Below are 16,695 nucleotides of genomic sequence, written 5' to 3'. Positions count from 1 at the left end.
ACCGTCGAGAGGACAGACATCGGACGTCCGCACCCGGATCCGCCCGGCTACCCCGGAAAGGCAACCAGTCATGTTCTTCCACCGTCAGGAACTCCAGTTCACGTCCACGCCCTCGAAGCCCGACGCGGTCTTCGCCCGCCGCTTCCAGGAGGTGCTCGGCGGCCAGTACGGCGAGATCACCGTGGCGATGCAGTACGGCTTCCAGGCCTGGAACGCCCACGACCCGGGCAAGTACCGGGACCTGCTCTTCGGCATCGGCGCCGAGGAGTTCGGCCACGTCGAGATGATCGCCGTGATGATCGCCCAGCTGCTCGAGAAGGCCCCGGTCGAGCAGTCCGAGGACGCGATGAAGAAGGACCCCGTGCTCGCGGCGGTCATCGGCGGCTCCGACGTGCAGCACGCCATCGTGGCCGGCGCCGGCGCGCGCCCCGTCGACAGCATGGGCAACCCGTGGCAGGGCTCCTACATCACCGCCAGCGGCAACCTGCTGGCCGACTTCACCGCCAACGCGAACGCGGAGATGCAGGGTCGGCTCCAGGTCGCCCGGCTCTACCACATGACCGACGACCACGGCGTGCGCGACCTCCTGTCGTTCCTCCTGGCCCGCGACACCATGCACCAGAACCAGTGGATCGCGGCGGCCGCCGAGCTGCGCGCGGAGGGCCGGGAGGACCTGCCCGTGCCCTCGAACTTCCCGATCTCGAAGGAGGAGCGCTCCGTGTCGTACGAGTACATCAACTTCTCGGACGGAGCAGCGGCCTCCGAGGGCAGCTGGGCCTCGGGCCCGACCCCGGACGGCAAGGGAGAGTTCAGCTACCGCGTCGCGGAGCCCGGCGGCAACGTCCCGATGCCCCCGCCCACGCAGCCGGACGAGCGCCTCTACGGCACCGACCCGAAGCCGAACATCGTCGAGAAGGCGGTGGGGGCCGTCAAGGACGCGGTGACGGGCAAGTGAGCGCCGCACGGGTCCTCGGGGCGCTCGGCGCCTCCGCCCTGACGATCGGCCTGCTGGCCGGCTGCACCGGCGACGCCCAGACGCCGTACCAGTCGGGGAGCGCGGTGCCCACCAGCGCCGACGACGGATCGTCGCAGACGCCCACGAACGCGCCCTCGCAGTCCGCTCCGTCCGAGTCCGCCACCCCGGCGACCTGATCCCGCGCCCTCGGCCGGCCCGCCCCGGTCGAGGGCGCGAATCATCGCAGTCCAGCGGGCGCCCGGGCAAGCCCCTTCCCGCTCCCAGGAAGCGGGCAGTTCCCGGTCCTACGGTCGTGCCAACGATCAGCGAAGGAGGCACCACCATGGGGCTCGATGACAAGATCAAGAACGCCGCTCAGGACATCGCCGGCAAGGCGAAGGAAGCCCTGGGCGACCACAAGAACGACGACAGCCTGAAGGCCGAAGGCCAGAAGGACCAGGCCGCGGCCTCGGCCAAGAAGGCCGGCGAGGACGTCAAGGACGTCTTCAAGTAGGTCTCGGCAGTACCGCGAAGGCGGCGCTCCCCTCGGGGGGCGCCGCCTTCGCTGTTCCCCGGCTAGGGGTGCAGGACGACCTTGATGCAGCCGTCCTCCTTCTTCTGGAAGGTCTCGTAGAGGGCCGGAGCGTCCTCGAGCGGCGCCCGGTGGGTCACGAGGTCCATCACGCCGAGCGGATCGGAGGAGTCCTCGACCAGCGGCAGCAGGTCGTCGATCCAGCGCTTCACGTTGCACTGGCCCATCCGCACCGTCACCTGCTTGTCGAACATCGACTTCAGCGGCATCGGGTCGGCCTCTCCGCCGTAGACCCCGCTCAGCGACACGGTGCCGCCGCGGCGCACCAGGTCGAGGGAGGCGTGCACCGCGGCGAGGCGGTCGACGCCGACCGTGTCCATCGCCTTGCGGGCGATCGGGTCGGGCAGGAGCCCCGCCATCGACTGCGCGAACGAGCCGACCGGCGAGCCGTGCGCCTCCATGCCGACCGCGTCGACGACGGAGTCGGGGCCGCGCCCGTCCGTGAGGTCGCGCAGCTGGGCGGCGATGTCGTCGGACAGGTCGAACGTCTCGACGCCGTACCGCTCGGCCATCGCGCGCCGCTCGGCGACGGGCTCCACGGCGAGGACGCGGTAGCCGCGGTGGGCGCCGATCCGCGCCGCGAACTGGCCGACCGGGCCGAGTCCGAAGACGACCAGGGTCCCGCCGTCGGGCACCTGCGCGTACTCCACGCCCTGCCAGGCAGTGGGCACGATGTCGCTGAGGAAGAGGTAGCGCTCGTCCGGCAGGTCCGTGCCGACGACGATCGTGTTGTAGTCGGCCAGCGGCACGCGGAGCAGCTCGGCCTGCCCTCCGGGGACCTGGCCGTACATCTTCGTGTAGCCGAAGAGCGCCGCTCCCGAGCCGTACTCGGTGACCTGCGTCGTCTCGCACTGCGACTGCAGCCCTCGGCGGCACATGAAGCACTCGCCGCAGGCGATGGTGAAGGGCACGACGACGCGGTCGCCGGGCTTCAGGGTGGTGACTCCGGAGCCCACCTCCTCGACGACGCCCATGGGCTCGTGGCCGAGCACGTCCCCGCGGTCGATGTAGGGCCCGAGGAGGCGGTAGAGGTGCAGGTCGGAGCCGCAGATCGCGGTCGAGGTGATCCGGACGATCGCGTCGGTCGGCTGCTGGATGCGGGGGTCGGGGACGGTCTCGACCGAGACCTTCTCGATGCCCTGCCAGGTGAGTGCTCGCATGCTCGTGTCCGTTCTCCGGCTCGCGCCGGTCGGGGTCGGTGTCCCTCCACCGCACACCCGGAGGGCGCCGAGGGGGAGGGGCTTGACGCTCCCCGGAGCGTTCCCGAGGGGGATTCCCGGGAGAACGCACGGACGTGCATCCCGCGTTCACCCGACTCACGGCGGCCGAGTGGTGGGATGGGGGGATGGATGCTCTCTACACCGCCATCGCCCACGCCTCCGGTGGAGGACGCGACGGCCACGTCCGCACCGAGGACGACCGTCTCGACCTCGACACCCGCGCCCCGCAGGAGCTCGGCGGCTCCGGCGAGGGGACCAACCCCGAGCAGCTGTTCGCGGCCGGCTACTCCGCCTGCTTCCTCAGCGCCCTGCACGGAGCCGGTCGCCAGCTGAAGATCGACACGACCGACGCGGCCGTCTCGGCCAGCGTCTCGATCGGGAAGAACGACTCCGACGGCTTCGGCCTCTCGGTCGAGCTCGACGTCTACGTGCCGAAGGCGAGCTCCGAGGACGCGCAGAAGGTGGCCGATGCGGCGCACCAGCTCTGCCCGTACTCCAACGCCACCCGCGGCAACATCCCCGTGCAGATCAACCTGGTCGACTGACCGGGCCCTCTCGACGGCCCCTCCCGGACTCCGGGCAGGGGCCGTCGTCGTGTCCGGGGGCGGTCCGTTAGGGTCGGGGCATGACCGAGGAGCTGTCGCACGAGGAGCCGTCGCACGAGGAGTCCCTGGCGCGGGCCGAGCTCGTGCAGATCCGTCAGAGCATCGACAACATCGACGCGGCGCTGATCCACCTGCTCGCCGAGCGCTTCAAGTTCACGCAGAAGGTCGGCCGGCTGAAGGCCGCGCACGGGCTGCCCGCCGCGGACCTCGAGCGCGAGGCGCGCCAGATCGCGCGGCTGCGGGCGCTCGCCGAGGAGTCGCACCTCGACCCGGCGTTCGCCGAGAAGTTCCTCGGGTTCATCGTCGCCGAGGTCATCCACCACCACCAGCGCATCGCCGACGGCGCCGAGGACTGAGCCTCAGCCCTCGATCCGCAGCAGCCCCGCCGTGCGCTCGCGCAGCACGCCGAGCAGCAGCGGGTAGTCGGGGAAGAGCTGGTCGCGCCGCAGCGTCGGCACCCGCAGCCCGAGGGGGACCTCCGTGATGCGGCCGTTCGTCTCGGTGAGGGTCAGGCGGAGGCTCCGGCTCCCCGTCGGGCTCGAGGCGACGACCGAGCGCAGAGCCTCGAGCGGGAAGATCAGCCCGTCGATCTGGATGGCCGACTCCGACACCACGATCGAGCCCGGCAGCCCGGGCCGCAGCGCCAGCCGCGCGGCGACCAGCCCGAGCGGGAGGGAGAGCGCCACGACGACCGCCCCCAGCGCGATCTGCGCGCGGTCGCCCGACGGGGATCCCGCGAGGGCGACGGCCAGGACGCCGGCGGCGAACGCCTCCGTGGCGACGACGACCAGGGCGACCGCCCGGCGCTGGAGCGGAGCGCGGTGCGGCCGGAAGCGGACGGCCGAGGCGGGCCCGGCCAGAGCGGGCGGCAGGGCGTCGCGGACGCGGGCGGCGGCGCCGAGGTCGGCGAGCAGGGCGGCGAGGTCCTCCGGGCGGAAGTGGCCGCAGCGGACCTCGACTCCGTCTCCGCGGCACCAGGCGACGAAGCCGTCGCCGTCGGCGGACTCGAGGAAGCGGACCGACCGGCGGGGCCACTGCTCGCGGCGGCGGCGGCCGCGCATCAGCACGACCTGCGTCTCGGTCGTCATCACGCGGGTGGGGGAGACGACGAAGAGCGAGACCGCCGAGGCCAGTCCGATGACGACGGTGAGGGCGAGGAGGCCGAGCGCGAGCACCGACTCGTCGAGGACCCCACGGCGGTCCGCGAGGACGGCGAACGGGATGAGCACGGCCGCGAGGCCGGCGCCGAGGAGCCGCAGGAGGAGGGCGCGGAGGCGCCGCAGGACCGATGGGCCGTACACCCGTCGCGTCCGGATCGCCATCGGTTCCGACTCCATCGCGTCAGGCTAGCCCCGGCCGGGACCGGTCGCCCGGAGAGGCGCGGCGGTGGCGCGATCCTCGCGCCACCCGTCCCCGGTTCGGGGGAGGAGTGGCGCGAGGCGCGGCCTACGCCTCCGCGGTGCGGTGCAGGGCGCGGACCGAGACGACCCGGCGGCGGGCGATCGCGGCGACGGTGAGCAGCAGGCCGAACAGCAGCCAGATCACCAGGCCGACGACGGCGCCGGCCGTGCCGTCGGTGCCCTCGACCACTCCGGACAGCGCGTTCTGCGCCGCCGAGAGCGGCAGGAACCCGAGCACGTCGTCGAACAGCCCGGGGACCGTCGAGATGATGCCCGCGCCGAGCGCGATCACCGCCGCGACCATCGCGAGGAAGCGGCCGATCCCTCCGAGCAGGGCGACCAGCCCCTGGTTCACCGCGGCGAACGAGGCGCCGGTGAGCATCGCCAGAAGGGCGAAGCCGACCCAGCGGCCCGGCTCCAGGCCCGCGACCCCGCTCATCACGATCGCGACCGCGAGTCCCTGCACCACGCCGATCACGAGCGCCGGCACGTAGGAGGAGAGGGCGAGCGCGGCGGAGGAGCGGGTCGAGGAGAGCGCGCGGTGCGAGAACGCGGCGAGCACCAGGAACGTCGCGAGGGCGCCGAGCCAGAGGGCGATCGTCGCGAAGAACGGGACGCTGGAGGCTCCGAACAGGTCGGTCGCGCTGCTCGCGTTCTCGACCGGGTCCGAGACGACGTCGGCGAGGTTCGTCGACTCCGACTCGGTGTAGGTCGGGAGCTGCGCGACCGCGGCGTCGAGGCCGGTCGCGAGCGTGCGGGTGCCGTCGGCGAGCTGCACGGCGCCGTCCGAGACCCCGCTCGCGCCGTCGGCGAGCTGGTCGGCTCCGTCGGCGGCGGAGGAGGCTCCCGCGGCGAGGTCGGCGGCACCGCCCGCGGCGGTGGTCGCGCCGGTCGCGAGGTCGCGGGCGCCGGCCGCGGCGGTGGTGGCGCCGGTCGCGAGCTGCGCGGACCCGGCCGCCGTGGTGTCGAGGCCGTCGGCGAGCTGGGACGCTCCGTCCGCGGCGTCGTCCGCGCCGTCCGCGAGCTGCGTCAGGCCGCCGGACAGCTGTCCGATGCCCCCCGAGAGAGTGCGCGCGCCGGTGGCGGACTGCCCGACCGCGTCGATCAGCGAGGGCTGCCCGTCGCCGCCGAGGCGGATGCCCGCGTCGATCCCGGCGACGGCTCCCGCGGTCGTCGTGGCGAGGGTGGTCGCGCCGGTGGGTCCGCCCGCCGAGGCGATGACGGCGCGCGCGGCGAGGCACTGCGTCGTCTCGCAGCCCTCGAGCGCGGCGCTGAGCGCCTCGAAGGTCCCCGCAGTGGCGGCGGCGGCGCCGGCGCTGAGGGCGGCGACCTGCTGGGTCCCGTCGCCGGTCCTCACCACTCCCTCCCTCAGCTGGTCGAGCCCGTCGGCCAGGTCGGAGGCGCCGCCCTGCAGCGCGGTCGTCTTGGTCGCCGAGTCGCGGGCGCCCGTCGCGAGCTGTCCCACTCCGCCGGAGAGGCCGCGCGCACCGGTGGCCAGCTGCGCGACTCCGCCGGAGAGGTCGGAGGCTCCGGTGCCCAGCTGCCCCACGCCGTCGGCGAGGGACGAGGCTCCGGTGCCGATCTGCCCGACGCCGTCCGAGAGCGAGGAGGCGCCGGTGGCGAGCTCGTCGATCCCGTCGGCGAGGCTGCTGGTGCCGTCGGCGAGGGTGGAGGCGCCGGTGCCGAGCTGGTCGGCGCCGTCGGCGAGCGTGCCCGCGCCCTCGGCCGCCTGGCCGATCTGCTCGTTGAGGGTGTTGAAGCCGACGTAGACGTTCTCGAGGTAGGCCGTGGTCAGCTGCGTGTTGAGCAGCGACGTGGCGGTGCTGGTCACGGTGGCCGAGATGGCGTCGTCGACGAGCTTGGCCTTCTCGCTGGTGGCGATGTCGATGGTCGCCTTCGTCGCCTCCGCGGCGTCGCCGGAGTACGAGGTGGCGGCGGCGGAGAAGGACGAGGGGATCGTCACGACGGTCGCGTAGCTGCCGTCGGCGAGGCCCTTGGCGGCGTCGTCCTTGTCCGTGAGGACCCAGGTGAAGTTGCCCGTCGAGTCCGAGCCGGAGACGTTGGGCACCGGGGTCGTGCTCGCGGACGGCGTCGCGCTCGCCGAGGGGGTGGAGGAGGGGGCGTCCGAGCTCGCGGAGTCGGTGCCGCCCGTCACCAGGCCGGCCGCGAGCTGGCGCCCGAGCGGCACGGTCTGCCCGTTGATCTCGACCGGGGTGTCCTCGTTGACCACGGCGGCCGTGATCGTGTCGAGTCGCTCGGTCGGGTTCCACAGCGCCCACACCAGGAGGCCGCCGATGACGAGGGGGACCAGGACGATCCCGAGAAGGGTCAGCCAGGACACCTTCTTGACGCCGCGGGGGCGTTCGAGGGAGAGGAGAGCCATCTGTCAGAGGACCTTTGCGATCGCGCGGCGCTCGGCCGCGGGCGAGACCGCGAGCACGCCGCGGTCGGAGGGGAGGAGGTCGTCGAGCGCCTCGGCGTCGACGGAGGAGGCGACCACGGTGAACGCGTCGTCGGCGGCGCGGGCGGCGTCGAGCTCGGCCCGGATCGCGCCGCGCAGCTGCGGGTCGGTGACCGTGTCGAGGTCGTCGAGCACCAGGATCGGCGGAGCCGACTCCAGGGCCGACCGGACGTCGGCGACGGGGTCGGCGGCTCCGGCGAGGCGCACCAGCCCGACCCGGCCGCGCACGGCGGCGGAGCGGATCGGCACGACCAGGCCCGCGACCTTCAGGCGCCCGGAGTCGGGGGCGAGCCGACCGGCGATGCTCAGCAGCAGCGCGGTGCGGCCGGAGCGGTGCGGCCCGTGGACCACGAGGGAGGAGCCGGGAGCGACCCGCAGCGAGACGCCGCTGTAGACGGGACCGTCGGGTCCGTCGAGGCGGAGGTCCTCGGCCGCGATCACGTCCGTGGATCCGGGCTCCGGCCAGTCGGCCAGCGCGAGCTCCTTCGTGAGGCCCTCGCCCTCGACGTCGAAGGACGGGAGGACGCGGTCGAGCCAGCGCGGCATGTGCCAGGCGCGGTCGCCGAGCAGGTGCAGCACGGCGGGCACCAGCGTCATCCGCACGATGAACGCGTCGACGAAGACGCCCACGGCGAGCCCGAGCGCGATCGGCTTGATGTTGGTGTCCCCCTCCGGCACGAAGGCGGCGAAGACCGAGAACATGATGACCGCGGCGGCCGTGACCACCTTGGCCGAGCCGACGAAGCCCGACTCGACAGCGGCGCGCGCCGGCCTCCCGTGCACGTAGTCCTCGCGCATCCGCGAGACCAGGAACACCTCGTAGTCCATCGCGAGGCCGAAGAGCACGCCCATCAGGATGATCGGCATGAAGCTGATGATCGGGCCCGTCTTGTCGACGTGCAGAGCGTCCGAGAACCATCCCCACTCGAACACCGCCGCCACGGCGCCGAAGGACGCACCGACCGACAGCAGGTAGCCCAGCGTCGCCTTGATCGGCACCCAGAGCGAGCGGAACACCATCGTCAGCAGCACCAGCGACAGGCCCACGACGAGCAGGCCGAACGGCAGCAGGGCCTTGGCGAGAGTGTCCGAGATGTCGATCCCGACCGCGGTCTGGCCGGTCACTGCGAGGTCGACGCCGTACTCCTGCTGGAAGTAGTCGTGCTTGTCGCGGATCTCGGCGACCAGCGCCTTGGTGGCCTCGGAGTCGGGGCCGCCCTCGGGGATGACCTGGATGATGCCGGTGTCGGCGGTCTCGTTGGGCGTCGCGAGCGGCACCGAGGCGACTCCGTCGAGCTTCTCGATCTCGCCCTTGAGGTCGTCCATCAGGCCGAGCGGATCGGTCGAGCCGATGATCGTGCCGGTGACGATGAGCGGGCCGTTGTAGCCGGCGCCGAAGTTCTCGGCGAGCAGGTCGTAGGTGGTGCGCGCGGGAGTGCCCTCGGCCTGGTAGCCGGCGTCCGGCAGGGCGAGGCGGAGGCTGAGCGCCGGGATGCTCGCGACGCCGAGCACGCCGATCACCGCGATGATCGTCACGATCGGGAAGCGCGTGACGACCCGGACCCAGCCGCGGAAGAACCCGCGCGGGACCTCGGCGTGCACGTGGCCGCCGGGGGAGGCGGTCGCCGCCTCCTCGTGCGCCTCGGTGTCGACGTGGGTGCCCGCGGCGGCGGCGGCCTTCGCGGCCTTCTTCTTCGCGCGGCGCTCCTTCGGGCGCAGCCGCGCGCCGGCGAAGCCGAGGAGGGCGGGGGTCAGGGTGAGCGCGATGACCACGGCGATCGCGACTCCGCCCGCCGCTGCGACGCCCATCGTGGTGAGGAACGGGATGCCCGCGACCGAGAGGCCGACGAGCGCGATGATCACGGTCAGGCCCGCGAAGACGACGGCGGAGCCCGCGGTCGCGGTCGCCCGCGCGGTCGACTCCTCCGGGTCCATGCCCTGCTTCAGCTGGTCCTGGTGGCGGCTGATGATGAAGAGGGCGTAGTCGATCCCGACCGCCAGGCCCAGCATCAGCGCCAGGAGCGGCGTGGTCGAGGAGATCGAGGCGAAGCGGGTGGCGATGAAGATGGCCGACATCGAGAGGGCGACGCCGAGCAGTGCGGTGACCAGCGGCATGCCGGCGGCCAGGAACGAGCCGAAGGTGAGCACGAGGACGACGAGGGCGACCACGAGGCCGATCGCCTCCGTGATGGTCACGCCGGGGAGGTTCTGGGCGAAGAGATCGCCGCCGAGCGAGACCACGGAGCCGGCGGGCAGCGCGTCCTGGAGGGTCGTCGCCTCGGCCTTCAGCGCGTCGCGGCTCTCGGGGCTCGTGGTGGTGGCGGAGCCGTCCATCTGGGCGGTGATGACGAGGGCGTTCCCGGCGTCGGAGATCGTGCCGGAGACGCTGTCGGAGTAGGGGTCCGTGACGGCCGCGACCTCGTCGACGTCGCCGAGCGCGGCGACCGCGTCGCTGACGGGGCCCTTCACGTCGGCGTCCTGGACGCTGCCTCCGTCGGGCGCGACGACCACGTACCGCGCGGACGTGCCGCTGACCTGGGGGAAGGTGCGCTCGAGCTGGTCGAGGGCGGTCTGCGACTGCGTGCCCGGGATGGAGAACGTGTTGTCGGTGCCCTGGTTGAGCAGCAGCGCTCCTCCTCCGCCCGCCACCACGATCAGCAGCCACAGGACGGCGACGAGGCGGTGGGCGCGGTACACGCGACGACCGAGACGGTAGAGCAGCGACGACACGCGGTCTCCTGACGATGGGTGGGGAGGATGGCGATACGTCTCTGTACCAGGGCGGAGCCTGGCTCCGATACACGAGCGTATCCGATACAGGACCGTATTCGATACGTGAATGTATCGGATAAGGTGAACGGCGTCGAAGGTGTTGACAGGGCGGGCAGGAGGCTGGTGATGACGGCGATCGACTCCACCCCTCCCGAGACCTCCCGCCGCGGCCGCACCCGCGAGCGCCTGCTCGACGCGGCCTACGACGTCTTCGCCGAGACCGGCGTGCACAGCGCGTCCGTCGAGCAGATCTGCGAGCGCGCCGGGTTCTCGCGCGGCGCCTTCTACTCCAACTTCTCCACCAAGGAGGAGCTGTTCTTCGCGCTCATGGAGCGGGAGAACGGCGCCCGGGTGACCGCCCTCGTCGAGCAGATGGACCGCACGATCCCGCGCGTCGTCTCGGCCGACGAGCCGCTGACGGCCGAGACGCTGGCCGTGGTCATCCTCGACTTCCTCCAGGGTCCTGCCACCGACAACCGCCGCTGGTGCGTGGTCGAGTCGGAGTTCGAGCTGCTCGCGCTGCGCGACCCGCGGATCGCTCCGCAGTACCGCGACTTCCGCGCCGGCTTCGACGCCTCGCTCGTGCAGATCGTGCACGGGGCGCTGCGCCAGGTGCGCCGCGAGTTCTCCCTCGAGCCCACGACCGCCGTGCGCCTGCTGGTGGCGGGCTACGACGACGCGGTCAAGCAGTCGATCCTCGAGGACGAGTCGGAGCCCGCGTCGCTCGAGCGCCTGCGGGCGACGCTGACGGCGATCGTCCTCGCGATCTCGTCCGCCGACGCCTGAGCCGGGCCGGCTCTCGCGGCCGCCGCCGCCGTATGCGCCGACCGAGTCCGCACCCGGCGGCCGAGCGGCCGCTGGGGAGTGCCGGGTCCGGTCCCCGCTCCTCCGCCTGCGCGACGAGGATGGACCCATGGAACTGCGACAGCTCGAACACTTCCTCGCCGTCGCGAAGGAGCAGCACTTCACCCGCGCCGCGAGCGCCCTGCAGATCTCGCAGTCGGGCCTCTCGGCGTCGATCCGCGCGCTCGAGAGCGAGCTGGGCAGCCCCCTCTTCACCCGCAGCACGCGCCGGGTCGAGCTGACGCCGGCCGGTCGGGCGATGCTCGCGGAGTCGGAGCGCTCGGTCGCCAGCGCGCTCGCCGCCCGCGACGCGGTTCTCGCCGTGCAGGGGGTGCTCCGCGGGAGCCTCGCGGTCGGCACGGAGGAGTGCCTCGGCGGCGTGCACCTGCCGCGCGAGCTCGCGACCTTCCGCGAGCAGCACCCGGGAGTCGCGCTCCGGCTGATCCACGAGGGGTCCGGCACGCTGCTCGACTCCGTCGCCGCCGGCCGCCTCGACCTGGCGCTGGTCGCCGACATCGGAGCCGTGCCGGGCGGCGTGCGGACGCTGCCGCTGTCTAGCGAGGGCTTCGCGGTGCTCGTGCGCCCGGGTCACCCGCTCGCGAGCCGCGTCGGCTGCCGCATCCCGGACCTGGCGGGCGAGACGATCGTGGGGCTGCAGGAGCACTGGGCGGCGAGTCACCTCGCGGCGCGGGCGTTCGCGGCGCACGGCCTCGCGTTCGAGGTCGAGCTCGAGGTGAACGACGTGCACACGCTGCTCGACCTGGTCGAGTACGGCATGGGAATCGCGGTCGTGCCGGCGCACTTCGCCGAGAAGCGCCCCGCCGGGCTGCGGGCGGTGGCGCTCGCCGATCCGCTCCTGGTGTGGCGGACGATGGTGGCGGTGCCGGAGCGGCCGAGCGCCGCGGCCCGCGCGTTCGTCTCGGCCCTCCCGCAGCCGCTGCAGGACGCGGTCTGAGCCGGATCGTGCTGGCAACGGAGGAGGGATCAGCGCCGAGATCCCACGATCCGCGTCGGACCGGTGCCTCGACCGGATCCCTCCTCCGTCATGAACGGGCTCAGTCGAGCGACGCCAGCTCCTCGGCCGTGAGCTCCAGGTCGGCCGCCGTGGCGGAGTCGCGGATGCTCTCGGGGCGGGAGGCGCCCGGGATCGGCAGCACGACCGGGGCCTTCGCCAGCTCCCAGGCGAGGCAGACGACCTGCGGCGTCACGCCGCGGGCCTCGGCGACCGCCGCGAACGCGGAGTAGCGCGAGCCGAGCTCGCCCGCCGAGGAGATGCCGCCGAGCGGGCTCCACGGCAGGAACGCCAGTCCGAGCTCGGCGCAGAGCTCGAGCTCCGGCTCGCTGGAGCGGAACGACGGCGAGAACTGGTTCTGCACCGAGACCAGGCGCTCGCCGAGGATGCCGTGCGCCTCGCGGATCTGGTCAGGGTCGGCGTTCGAGATGCCCGCTCGGAGGACGACGCCCTCGTCGAGCAGCTCGGCCAGCGCTCCGATCGAGTCGGCGTAGGGGACCGCCGGGTCGGGCCGGTGGTACTGGTAGAGGCCGATCGCGTCGACGCCGAGGCGCTTCGCGGACGCGCGAGCCGCCTCCTTGAGGTACTCGGGGCGGCCGTCCTGATCCCAGGGGCCGGGCTCGCGGCGCAGGTGGCCGCCCTTGGTGGCGACGAGCACGGCGGAGGTGTCGCCGCCGTAGCTGCGCAGCGCCTCCGCGATCAGCAGCTCGTTGTGGCCGAGGTCGTCCTGGGTGGCGAGGTGGTAGGCGTCGGCCGTGTCGATCAGGGTCACGCCGGCGTCGAGGGCGGCGTGGATCGTGGCGATCGAGCGCTCGCGGTCCGGGCGGCCCTCGATCGACATCGGCATGCCGCCGAGTCCGATCGCGCCGACCTGGAGGTCGCCGAGAGTGCGCTGCTTCATGAATGCTCCTTCGCAGTGGGGTGGGTGGTCACCAGGCGTAGTCCTCGGGGGCTGTCCGGTGACCGGGGAAGATCTCGTCGAGGCGCGCGAGGGCCTCGGCGTCGAGGGTGATGTCGACGGCGGCGACGGCGCTCTCGAGCTGCTCGAGCGTCCGCGGCCCGGTGATCGGACCGGTGACGGCGGGCTGGTGGAGGAGCCACGCCAGCGCCAGCTCGCCGGGCGCCTCGCCGCGCTCGCGGGCGAACGCCTCCCACTGCTCCAGCGCGGGACGGTGCTCCTCGATCGCGGCGAGGGTGCGCTCGGAGGAGCGGCGCCCGCCCTCCGCGGTCTTCTCGAGGACGCCGCCCAGCAGCCCGCCCTGCAGCGGCGACCAGGGGATGACGCCGAGCCCGTAGTGCAGCGCGGCGGGCAGGACCTCGCGCTCGACGTCGCGGACGAGCAGGTTGTAGATCGACTGCTCGGAGGCGAGGCCGGTGAAGTGGCGGGCGCGCGCCGCCTCCTGCGCCTGGGCGAGGTGCCAGCCGGCGAAGTTGCTGGAGCCGACGTAGAGGACCTTGCCCTGCTGGACGGCGACCTCCATCGCCTGCCAGATCTCGTCCCAGGGCGTCGTCCGGTCGACGTGGTGGAACTGGTAGAGGTCGATGTGGTCCGTCTGCAGGCGGCGGAGGCTCTCGTCGAGCGCGCGGCGCAGGGTGAGCGCCGAGAGGCGGCCGCCGTTGGGCCAGGAGTCGCGGCCGCGCTCGGCTCCGGGAGCGGCGAACTCGCCCATGTCGCCGAAGACCTTGGTCGCGAGGACGGTGCGCTCGCGGCGCTCGCCGCCCTGCGCGAACCAGCGGCCCACGATCTCCTCGGTGGCGCCGCGGCCGGCCTCGCCTCCGTACACGTTGGCGGTGTCGAAGAAGTTGACGCCGAGCTCGTGCGCGCGGTCCATGATCGCGAACGAGTCGGACTCCTCGGTCTGCATGCCGAAGTTCATGGTGCCGAGGACGGTGCGGGAGACGGACAGGCCGGTGCGACCGAGGTGCGTGTACTGCATGGTCCCAGTCGACTCCGGTTCGGGCCGCGTGTCCAACAGGCGCTCGGCATGGGTGCGATCGACGGGGGAGGTCAATCGGGGGCGCGCCGTCCAGGGGCCGCCCGAGCCCCGCCTCGGTCGGGCCTGCGCGTCGGCCGGGTCCAGCGGCCTCGACCGGATCGCCCGCAGCCCGCTGGGCGCGGTGGCGCCCGGCCGCCCGGGTGCCGGGTTAGAGTCGCGGAATGGTCCGGACGACGCAGCGCCTCGTGATCGCCCTCTCCGCCGTGGTCCTGCTCGCCGGCTGCACGGCGGAGGCGACGAGCCCCGCCGCCCCACCCGCCGAGCCGACCGCCTCCACCGCACCGCCCGCCGCCGGAGCCGACTCCGCGCCGCGGCCGGTGCCGAGCGTCTCGACCACTCCCGCACCCGTCGAGGACGTCTCGGGCGAGTGCGTCGTCCAGGCGCTCGACGAGGGGACGCTCGACGGCGTCGACCTCGAGCGCGTGCGCGACCGCGGCACCCGCGTCGGCGCGACCGGGACGGCGAGCACCGCCTCCGACGGCGCTCCGGCCTCCTACCTGGTGGCAGCGGGCGACATCAGCGAGCGGATCGCGGACCGGTTCTGTATCAGCTCCGACTACCTCTCCGCGCTGAACTCGGTGCGCCGCGACGGCGTCGACATCGACAGCCTCTACGGCGGCGACACCCTCAACCTCCGCCCGACGACCGTCCTGAGCGTCGGCGACCAGAACGGCCGCGTCCTCGACAACGCCGAGCCCGACGACCTCCCCGCGCAGACCGGCTGACGCCGCCGACGCCCGCCGCCACTCCTCCCGCCTCGCAGCAGCACGCGACCACCGCGGAAGGCGCGGATCCGACGGCACGTGCGCGGCACTCAGCCCAGGACGCCGATCAGGACCGCCGACACGGCGACGGTCGCCGCGAGCCCGGTCGTCCGCGAGCGGCGGCGCGCCGGATCCTCGAACCACGGCAGCCCGCCCCAGCGCAGCACGGCGCCGGCCGCCCCGGCCGCGGTGAGAGCCACCAGCGCGGCCCAGGGGAGCAGCGTCAGCGCCGACCAGTCGACGAGCGCCCGCCCGAGCAGCAGCACGGCGACGGCCTCGATGCCGCGGGCGAGCGTCCGGACGCGGTCGCGGTCGAGGAGCCCGGCCGCCCGGCGCCGGGGGACGCTCCCCAGGGCGAAGCGGCCGACGGTGAACGCGACGACGAGCAGGACGAGGATCGAGGCGATCATCACGACTCCTCCCCGGCGCGCTGCAGCAGGCGCAGACCGAGCTCGTCGACCGAGCTCGCCGTGTCCCCGTTGACGAACACGGCTAGGCCGCGCTCCCGGTCCATCGCGAGCATCGTCGAGTAGCCGGAGGTCCCTCCGTTGTGCCAGGTCACGGATCCGCCGTCCTCCGACTCCGAGGTGAACCAGCCGAGGCCGATCCGCGCCCCGTCGGCGTCGAATCGGGGATCCAGGACGCTCGCCGCGGGCACGCCCAGCGCGGGGTCGTCGGTGAGGAGGGCCTGCGCGTAGCGGGCCATGTCCGCCGCCGTGGAGCGGACGCCGCCCGCCGGCGCGTAGCCCGCCATCGTCCACGCGTCGACGGACCGCCCGCTCGCCGAGAAGCCGGTCGGCGCGTCGGCGGGGAGGGCGTCCGCGGTCTCCGGGACGGAGGTCGCGGACATCCCGAGCGGAGCGAGGACGCGCTCGCGGAGGAGGTCGGCGTAGTCGCGGCCCTCGGCGTGGGCGAGCGTCTGGCCCAGCACCGCCGCACCGAGGTTCGAGTAGGCGTGCACGTGCTCGCCCTGGTCCGCCTCGGCGGCCTGCCGGAGGACGTCGTCGGCCGACCAGCCCGCGTAGGGGTCCGTGCCGCGCAGCTGGGCGACGAGCGTCGAGGCGAGGTCGCCGACACCGGTGGGGAGTCGCGGCAGGCCGGAGCGGTGGGTCGCCAGCTCCTCGAGCGTCCCGGTGAAGCCGCCGACGTCGGCGTGCTCCGCGGCGGGGTCCTCGAGCCCGACCGTCCCCTCGGAGGCGCTCCGGGCGAGGAGGAGCGCGGTCATCGTCTTCGTGACCGATCCGATCTCGACCTCGGTCCGCTCGTCGGCTCCGAGTCCGCCGTAGCGCACGCCGTCGGGCGTGATCACGGCGGCGACGAGGTGGTTCCGCGCGCCGTCTCCGACGTCGGTCCGGAGCCACTCGGCGATCTCGGCGTCGCCCGTCGCCTCGGTCGAGAGGGTGGGAGCGGAGGGGCGGAGCAGCACTCCGCCGAGCAGGACGACGGCCGCGGCGGAGGCGGCGGCGAGGGCGAGGCGGCGGCGGGTCATCGGGGTCCTCCGGAGGCGAGCAGGATCACGAGCAGGGGGACGAGGCGCTCCGGCGGGACGCCGTAGCGGCCGCGGCCGCGCGCCTCCAGCCAGCCGGCGGCGACCAGCTGGTTGACGTGGTGGTAGATCTGCCCGGTGGTCCCTGCGCCCTCGCTCTCGGCGAGCTGGGCGACGGTCTCGACTCCGCCCGCCACCGCCTGCAGGAACCGCAGACGCACGGGGCTGCCCAGCGCGGCGAGCGCGGTCGGCCCGGGGCTCGCTCCCCAGTCGCGCTCGAAGAGAGCGTCGGTGCTGAGGCCGTACTGCCACTCGACGGGGCCGGCCGGAGTGGCGACCGAGCCGGCGAAGACGACTCCGCCGGGAGAGGGCAGGCGCTCGCGGAGAGCGGTCAGGGCCCAGAGCGGATCGTCGGCGGCGGGCGCGGCGGGGGTGTCGGCGCGATCGAGGCGGTCCAGCCGCGCTCGGAGCTCGTCGACCTCGCCGGCGAGGTCTCGGGAGGAGGTCATGCCTCCACTATTGCAAACATTCCGTAATCACGGAACTCCGGAGCTGACCGGTACCGCAGGAGTCGCGGTCGTCCAGCTC

General features: G+C 73.5%; 17 protein-coding genes. 8 read left to right on the top strand and 9 right to left on the bottom strand.

Annotated features, from left to right (window positions below; genetic code table 11):
• Positions 1-70 precede the first annotated feature (70 nt).
• The 3 genes from C5C99_RS09345 to C5C99_RS09335 all read left to right on the top strand — a co-directional run bounded on the left by C5C99_RS09345 (position 71) and on the right by C5C99_RS09335 (position 1,469).
• Positions 71-955 (top strand): manganese catalase family protein, encoded by an 885-nt coding sequence (locus C5C99_RS09345; protein ID WP_104222765.1) that lies wholly within the window; start codon positions 71-73, stop codon positions 953-955.
• Positions 952-1,152, top strand: a complete 201-nt coding sequence (locus C5C99_RS09340; RefSeq protein ID WP_104222764.1) for a hypothetical protein — start codon at positions 952-954, stop codon at positions 1,150-1,152. The genes C5C99_RS09345 and C5C99_RS09340 overlap by 4 nt, the downstream gene beginning before the upstream one ends.
• 146 nt (positions 1,153-1,298) lie before the next feature.
• Positions 1,299-1,469 (top strand): CsbD family protein, encoded by a 171-nt coding sequence (locus C5C99_RS09335; protein WP_104222763.1) that lies wholly within the window; start codon positions 1,299-1,301, stop codon positions 1,467-1,469.
• Between the two features lie 62 nt (positions 1,470-1,531).
• On the opposite strand, the gene C5C99_RS09330 is transcribed toward C5C99_RS09335, so the two are convergent.
• Positions 1,532-2,707, bottom strand: a complete 1,176-nt coding sequence (locus tag C5C99_RS09330) for a zinc-dependent alcohol dehydrogenase (protein ID WP_104222762.1) — start codon at positions 2,705-2,707, stop codon at positions 1,532-1,534.
• 185 nt (positions 2,708-2,892) lie between these two features.
• On the opposite strand from C5C99_RS09330, the gene C5C99_RS09325 reads away from it, so the two are divergent.
• Together C5C99_RS09325 and C5C99_RS09320 are read left to right on the top strand one after the other, a co-directional pair.
• A complete protein-coding gene (locus C5C99_RS09325; RefSeq protein WP_104222761.1) occupies positions 2,893-3,312 on the top strand; it encodes an organic hydroperoxide resistance protein in 420 nt (139 codons plus the stop codon).
• Positions 3,313-3,392: 80 nt separating this feature from the next.
• Complete coding sequence (locus C5C99_RS09320) at positions 3,393-3,728, top strand: chorismate mutase (protein WP_104222760.1); 336 nt, start codon at positions 3,393-3,395, stop codon at positions 3,726-3,728.
• Positions 3,729-3,731: 3 nt separating this feature from the next.
• On the opposite strand, the gene C5C99_RS09315 is transcribed toward C5C99_RS09320, so the two are convergent.
• The 3 genes from C5C99_RS09315 to C5C99_RS09305 all read right to left on the bottom strand — a co-directional run bounded on the left by C5C99_RS09315 (position 3,732) and on the right by C5C99_RS09305 (position 9,963).
• Positions 3,732-4,709, bottom strand: a complete 978-nt coding sequence (locus tag C5C99_RS09315) for a hypothetical protein (protein WP_146076942.1) — start codon at positions 4,707-4,709, stop codon at positions 3,732-3,734.
• A 109-nt stretch (positions 4,710-4,818) separates the two neighbouring features.
• Positions 4,819-7,155, bottom strand: coding sequence for a YhgE/Pip domain-containing protein (locus C5C99_RS09310; RefSeq protein ID WP_104222758.1), 2,337 nt, complete (start codon positions 7,153-7,155; stop codon positions 4,819-4,821).
• Between the two features lie 3 nt (positions 7,156-7,158).
• A complete protein-coding gene (locus tag C5C99_RS09305; RefSeq protein WP_104222757.1) occupies positions 7,159-9,963 on the bottom strand; it encodes an MMPL family transporter in 2,805 nt (934 codons plus the stop codon).
• A 168-nt stretch (positions 9,964-10,131) separates the two neighbouring features.
• Here C5C99_RS09305 and C5C99_RS09300 point away from each other — a divergent pair, with 168 nt between their 5' ends.
• Both C5C99_RS09300 and C5C99_RS09295 read left to right on the top strand, forming a co-directional pair.
• A complete protein-coding gene (locus C5C99_RS09300) occupies positions 10,132-10,791 on the top strand; it encodes a TetR/AcrR family transcriptional regulator (protein WP_104292731.1) in 660 nt (219 codons plus the stop codon).
• A gap of 127 nt (positions 10,792-10,918) precedes the next feature.
• Positions 10,919-11,803 carry a LysR family transcriptional regulator gene (locus C5C99_RS09295; protein WP_104339993.1) on the top strand — a complete coding sequence of 295 codons (885 nt, stop codon included), beginning with the start codon at positions 10,919-10,921 and terminating at the stop codon, positions 11,801-11,803.
• 100 nt (positions 11,804-11,903) lie between these two features.
• Here the strand turns inward: C5C99_RS09295 and C5C99_RS09290 are convergent, their stop codons facing one another.
• A complete protein-coding gene (locus tag C5C99_RS09290; RefSeq protein WP_104281687.1) occupies positions 11,904-12,761 on the bottom strand; it encodes an aldo/keto reductase in 858 nt (285 codons plus the stop codon).
• 28 nt (positions 12,762-12,789) lie between these two features.
• Complete coding sequence (locus tag C5C99_RS09285) at positions 12,790-13,797, bottom strand: aldo/keto reductase (protein ID WP_104222753.1); 1,008 nt, start codon at positions 13,795-13,797, stop codon at positions 12,790-12,792.
• A gap of 221 nt (positions 13,798-14,018) precedes the next feature.
• Here C5C99_RS09285 and C5C99_RS09280 point away from each other — a divergent pair, with 221 nt between their 5' ends.
• The gene (locus C5C99_RS09280) at positions 14,019-14,582 is read left to right on the top strand and encodes a hypothetical protein (RefSeq protein ID WP_104222752.1); all 564 of its coding nucleotides are present in this window, start codon (positions 14,019-14,021) and stop codon (positions 14,580-14,582) included.
• 89 nt (positions 14,583-14,671) lie between these two features.
• Here C5C99_RS09280 and C5C99_RS09275 read toward each other — a convergent pair whose 3' ends face one another.
• The 3 genes from C5C99_RS09275 to C5C99_RS09265 are packed head-to-tail and all read right to left on the bottom strand — an operon-like array spanning position 14,672 to position 16,616.
• Positions 14,672-15,031: a hypothetical protein gene (locus C5C99_RS09275; RefSeq protein WP_104339992.1), complete on the bottom strand. Its 360-nt coding sequence runs from the start codon at positions 15,029-15,031 to the stop codon at positions 14,672-14,674.
• Complete coding sequence (locus tag C5C99_RS09270) at positions 15,031-16,110, bottom strand: serine hydrolase (protein ID WP_104339991.1); 1,080 nt, start codon at positions 16,108-16,110, stop codon at positions 15,031-15,033. The genes C5C99_RS09275 and C5C99_RS09270 overlap by 1 nt, the downstream gene beginning before the upstream one ends.
• Positions 16,107-16,616 carry a helix-turn-helix transcriptional regulator gene (locus C5C99_RS09265; RefSeq protein ID WP_104339990.1) on the bottom strand — a complete coding sequence of 170 codons (510 nt, stop codon included), beginning with the start codon at positions 16,614-16,616 and terminating at the stop codon, positions 16,107-16,109. Before C5C99_RS09265 ends, C5C99_RS09270 begins: the two co-directional genes overlap by 4 nt.
• Positions 16,617-16,695 lie beyond the last annotated feature (79 nt).

Source organism: Rathayibacter sp. AY1C4 (assembly GCF_002932195.1).
Classification (GTDB): Bacteria; Actinomycetota; Actinomycetes; order Actinomycetales; family Microbacteriaceae; genus Rathayibacter.
This window is presented reverse-complemented; position numbering and strand designations above follow the sequence as displayed.

Excerpts from the sequence above, each read along its gene's own strand:
- C5C99_RS09345 (WP_104222765.1), top strand. The coding sequence starts at position 71 with ATGTTCTTCCACCGTCAGGAACTCCAGTTCACGTCCACGCCCTCGAAG.
- C5C99_RS09335 (WP_104222763.1), top strand. The coding sequence starts at position 1,299 with ATGGGGCTCGATGACAAGATCAAGAACGCCGCTCAGGACATCGCCGGC.
- C5C99_RS09330 (WP_104222762.1), bottom strand. The coding sequence starts at position 2,707 with ATGCGAGCACTCACCTGGCAGGGCATCGAGAAGGTCTCGGTCGAGACC.
- C5C99_RS09325 (WP_104222761.1), top strand. The coding sequence starts at position 2,893 with ATGGATGCTCTCTACACCGCCATCGCCCACGCCTCCGGTGGAGGACGC.
- C5C99_RS09320 (WP_104222760.1), top strand. The coding sequence starts at position 3,393 with ATGACCGAGGAGCTGTCGCACGAGGAGCCGTCGCACGAGGAGTCCCTG.
- C5C99_RS09315 (WP_146076942.1), bottom strand. The coding sequence starts at position 4,709 with ATGGAGTCGGAACCGATGGCGATCCGGACGCGACGGGTGTACGGCCCA.
- C5C99_RS09310 (WP_104222758.1), bottom strand. The coding sequence starts at position 7,155 with ATGGCTCTCCTCTCCCTCGAACGCCCCCGCGGCGTCAAGAAGGTGTCC.
- C5C99_RS09300 (WP_104292731.1), top strand. The coding sequence starts at position 10,132 with ATGACGGCGATCGACTCCACCCCTCCCGAGACCTCCCGCCGCGGCCGC.
- C5C99_RS09295 (WP_104339993.1), top strand. The coding sequence starts at position 10,919 with ATGGAACTGCGACAGCTCGAACACTTCCTCGCCGTCGCGAAGGAGCAG.
- C5C99_RS09290 (WP_104281687.1), bottom strand. The coding sequence starts at position 12,761 with ATGAAGCAGCGCACTCTCGGCGACCTCCAGGTCGGCGCGATCGGACTC.
- C5C99_RS09285 (WP_104222753.1), bottom strand. The coding sequence starts at position 13,797 with ATGCAGTACACGCACCTCGGTCGCACCGGCCTGTCCGTCTCCCGCACC.
- C5C99_RS09280 (WP_104222752.1), top strand. The coding sequence starts at position 14,019 with ATGGTCCGGACGACGCAGCGCCTCGTGATCGCCCTCTCCGCCGTGGTC.
- C5C99_RS09275 (WP_104339992.1), bottom strand. The coding sequence starts at position 15,031 with ATGATCGCCTCGATCCTCGTCCTGCTCGTCGTCGCGTTCACCGTCGGC.
- C5C99_RS09270 (WP_104339991.1), bottom strand. The coding sequence starts at position 16,110 with ATGACCCGCCGCCGCCTCGCCCTCGCCGCCGCCTCCGCCGCGGCCGTC.
- C5C99_RS09265 (WP_104339990.1), bottom strand. The coding sequence starts at position 16,616 with ATGACCTCCTCCCGAGACCTCGCCGGCGAGGTCGACGAGCTCCGAGCG.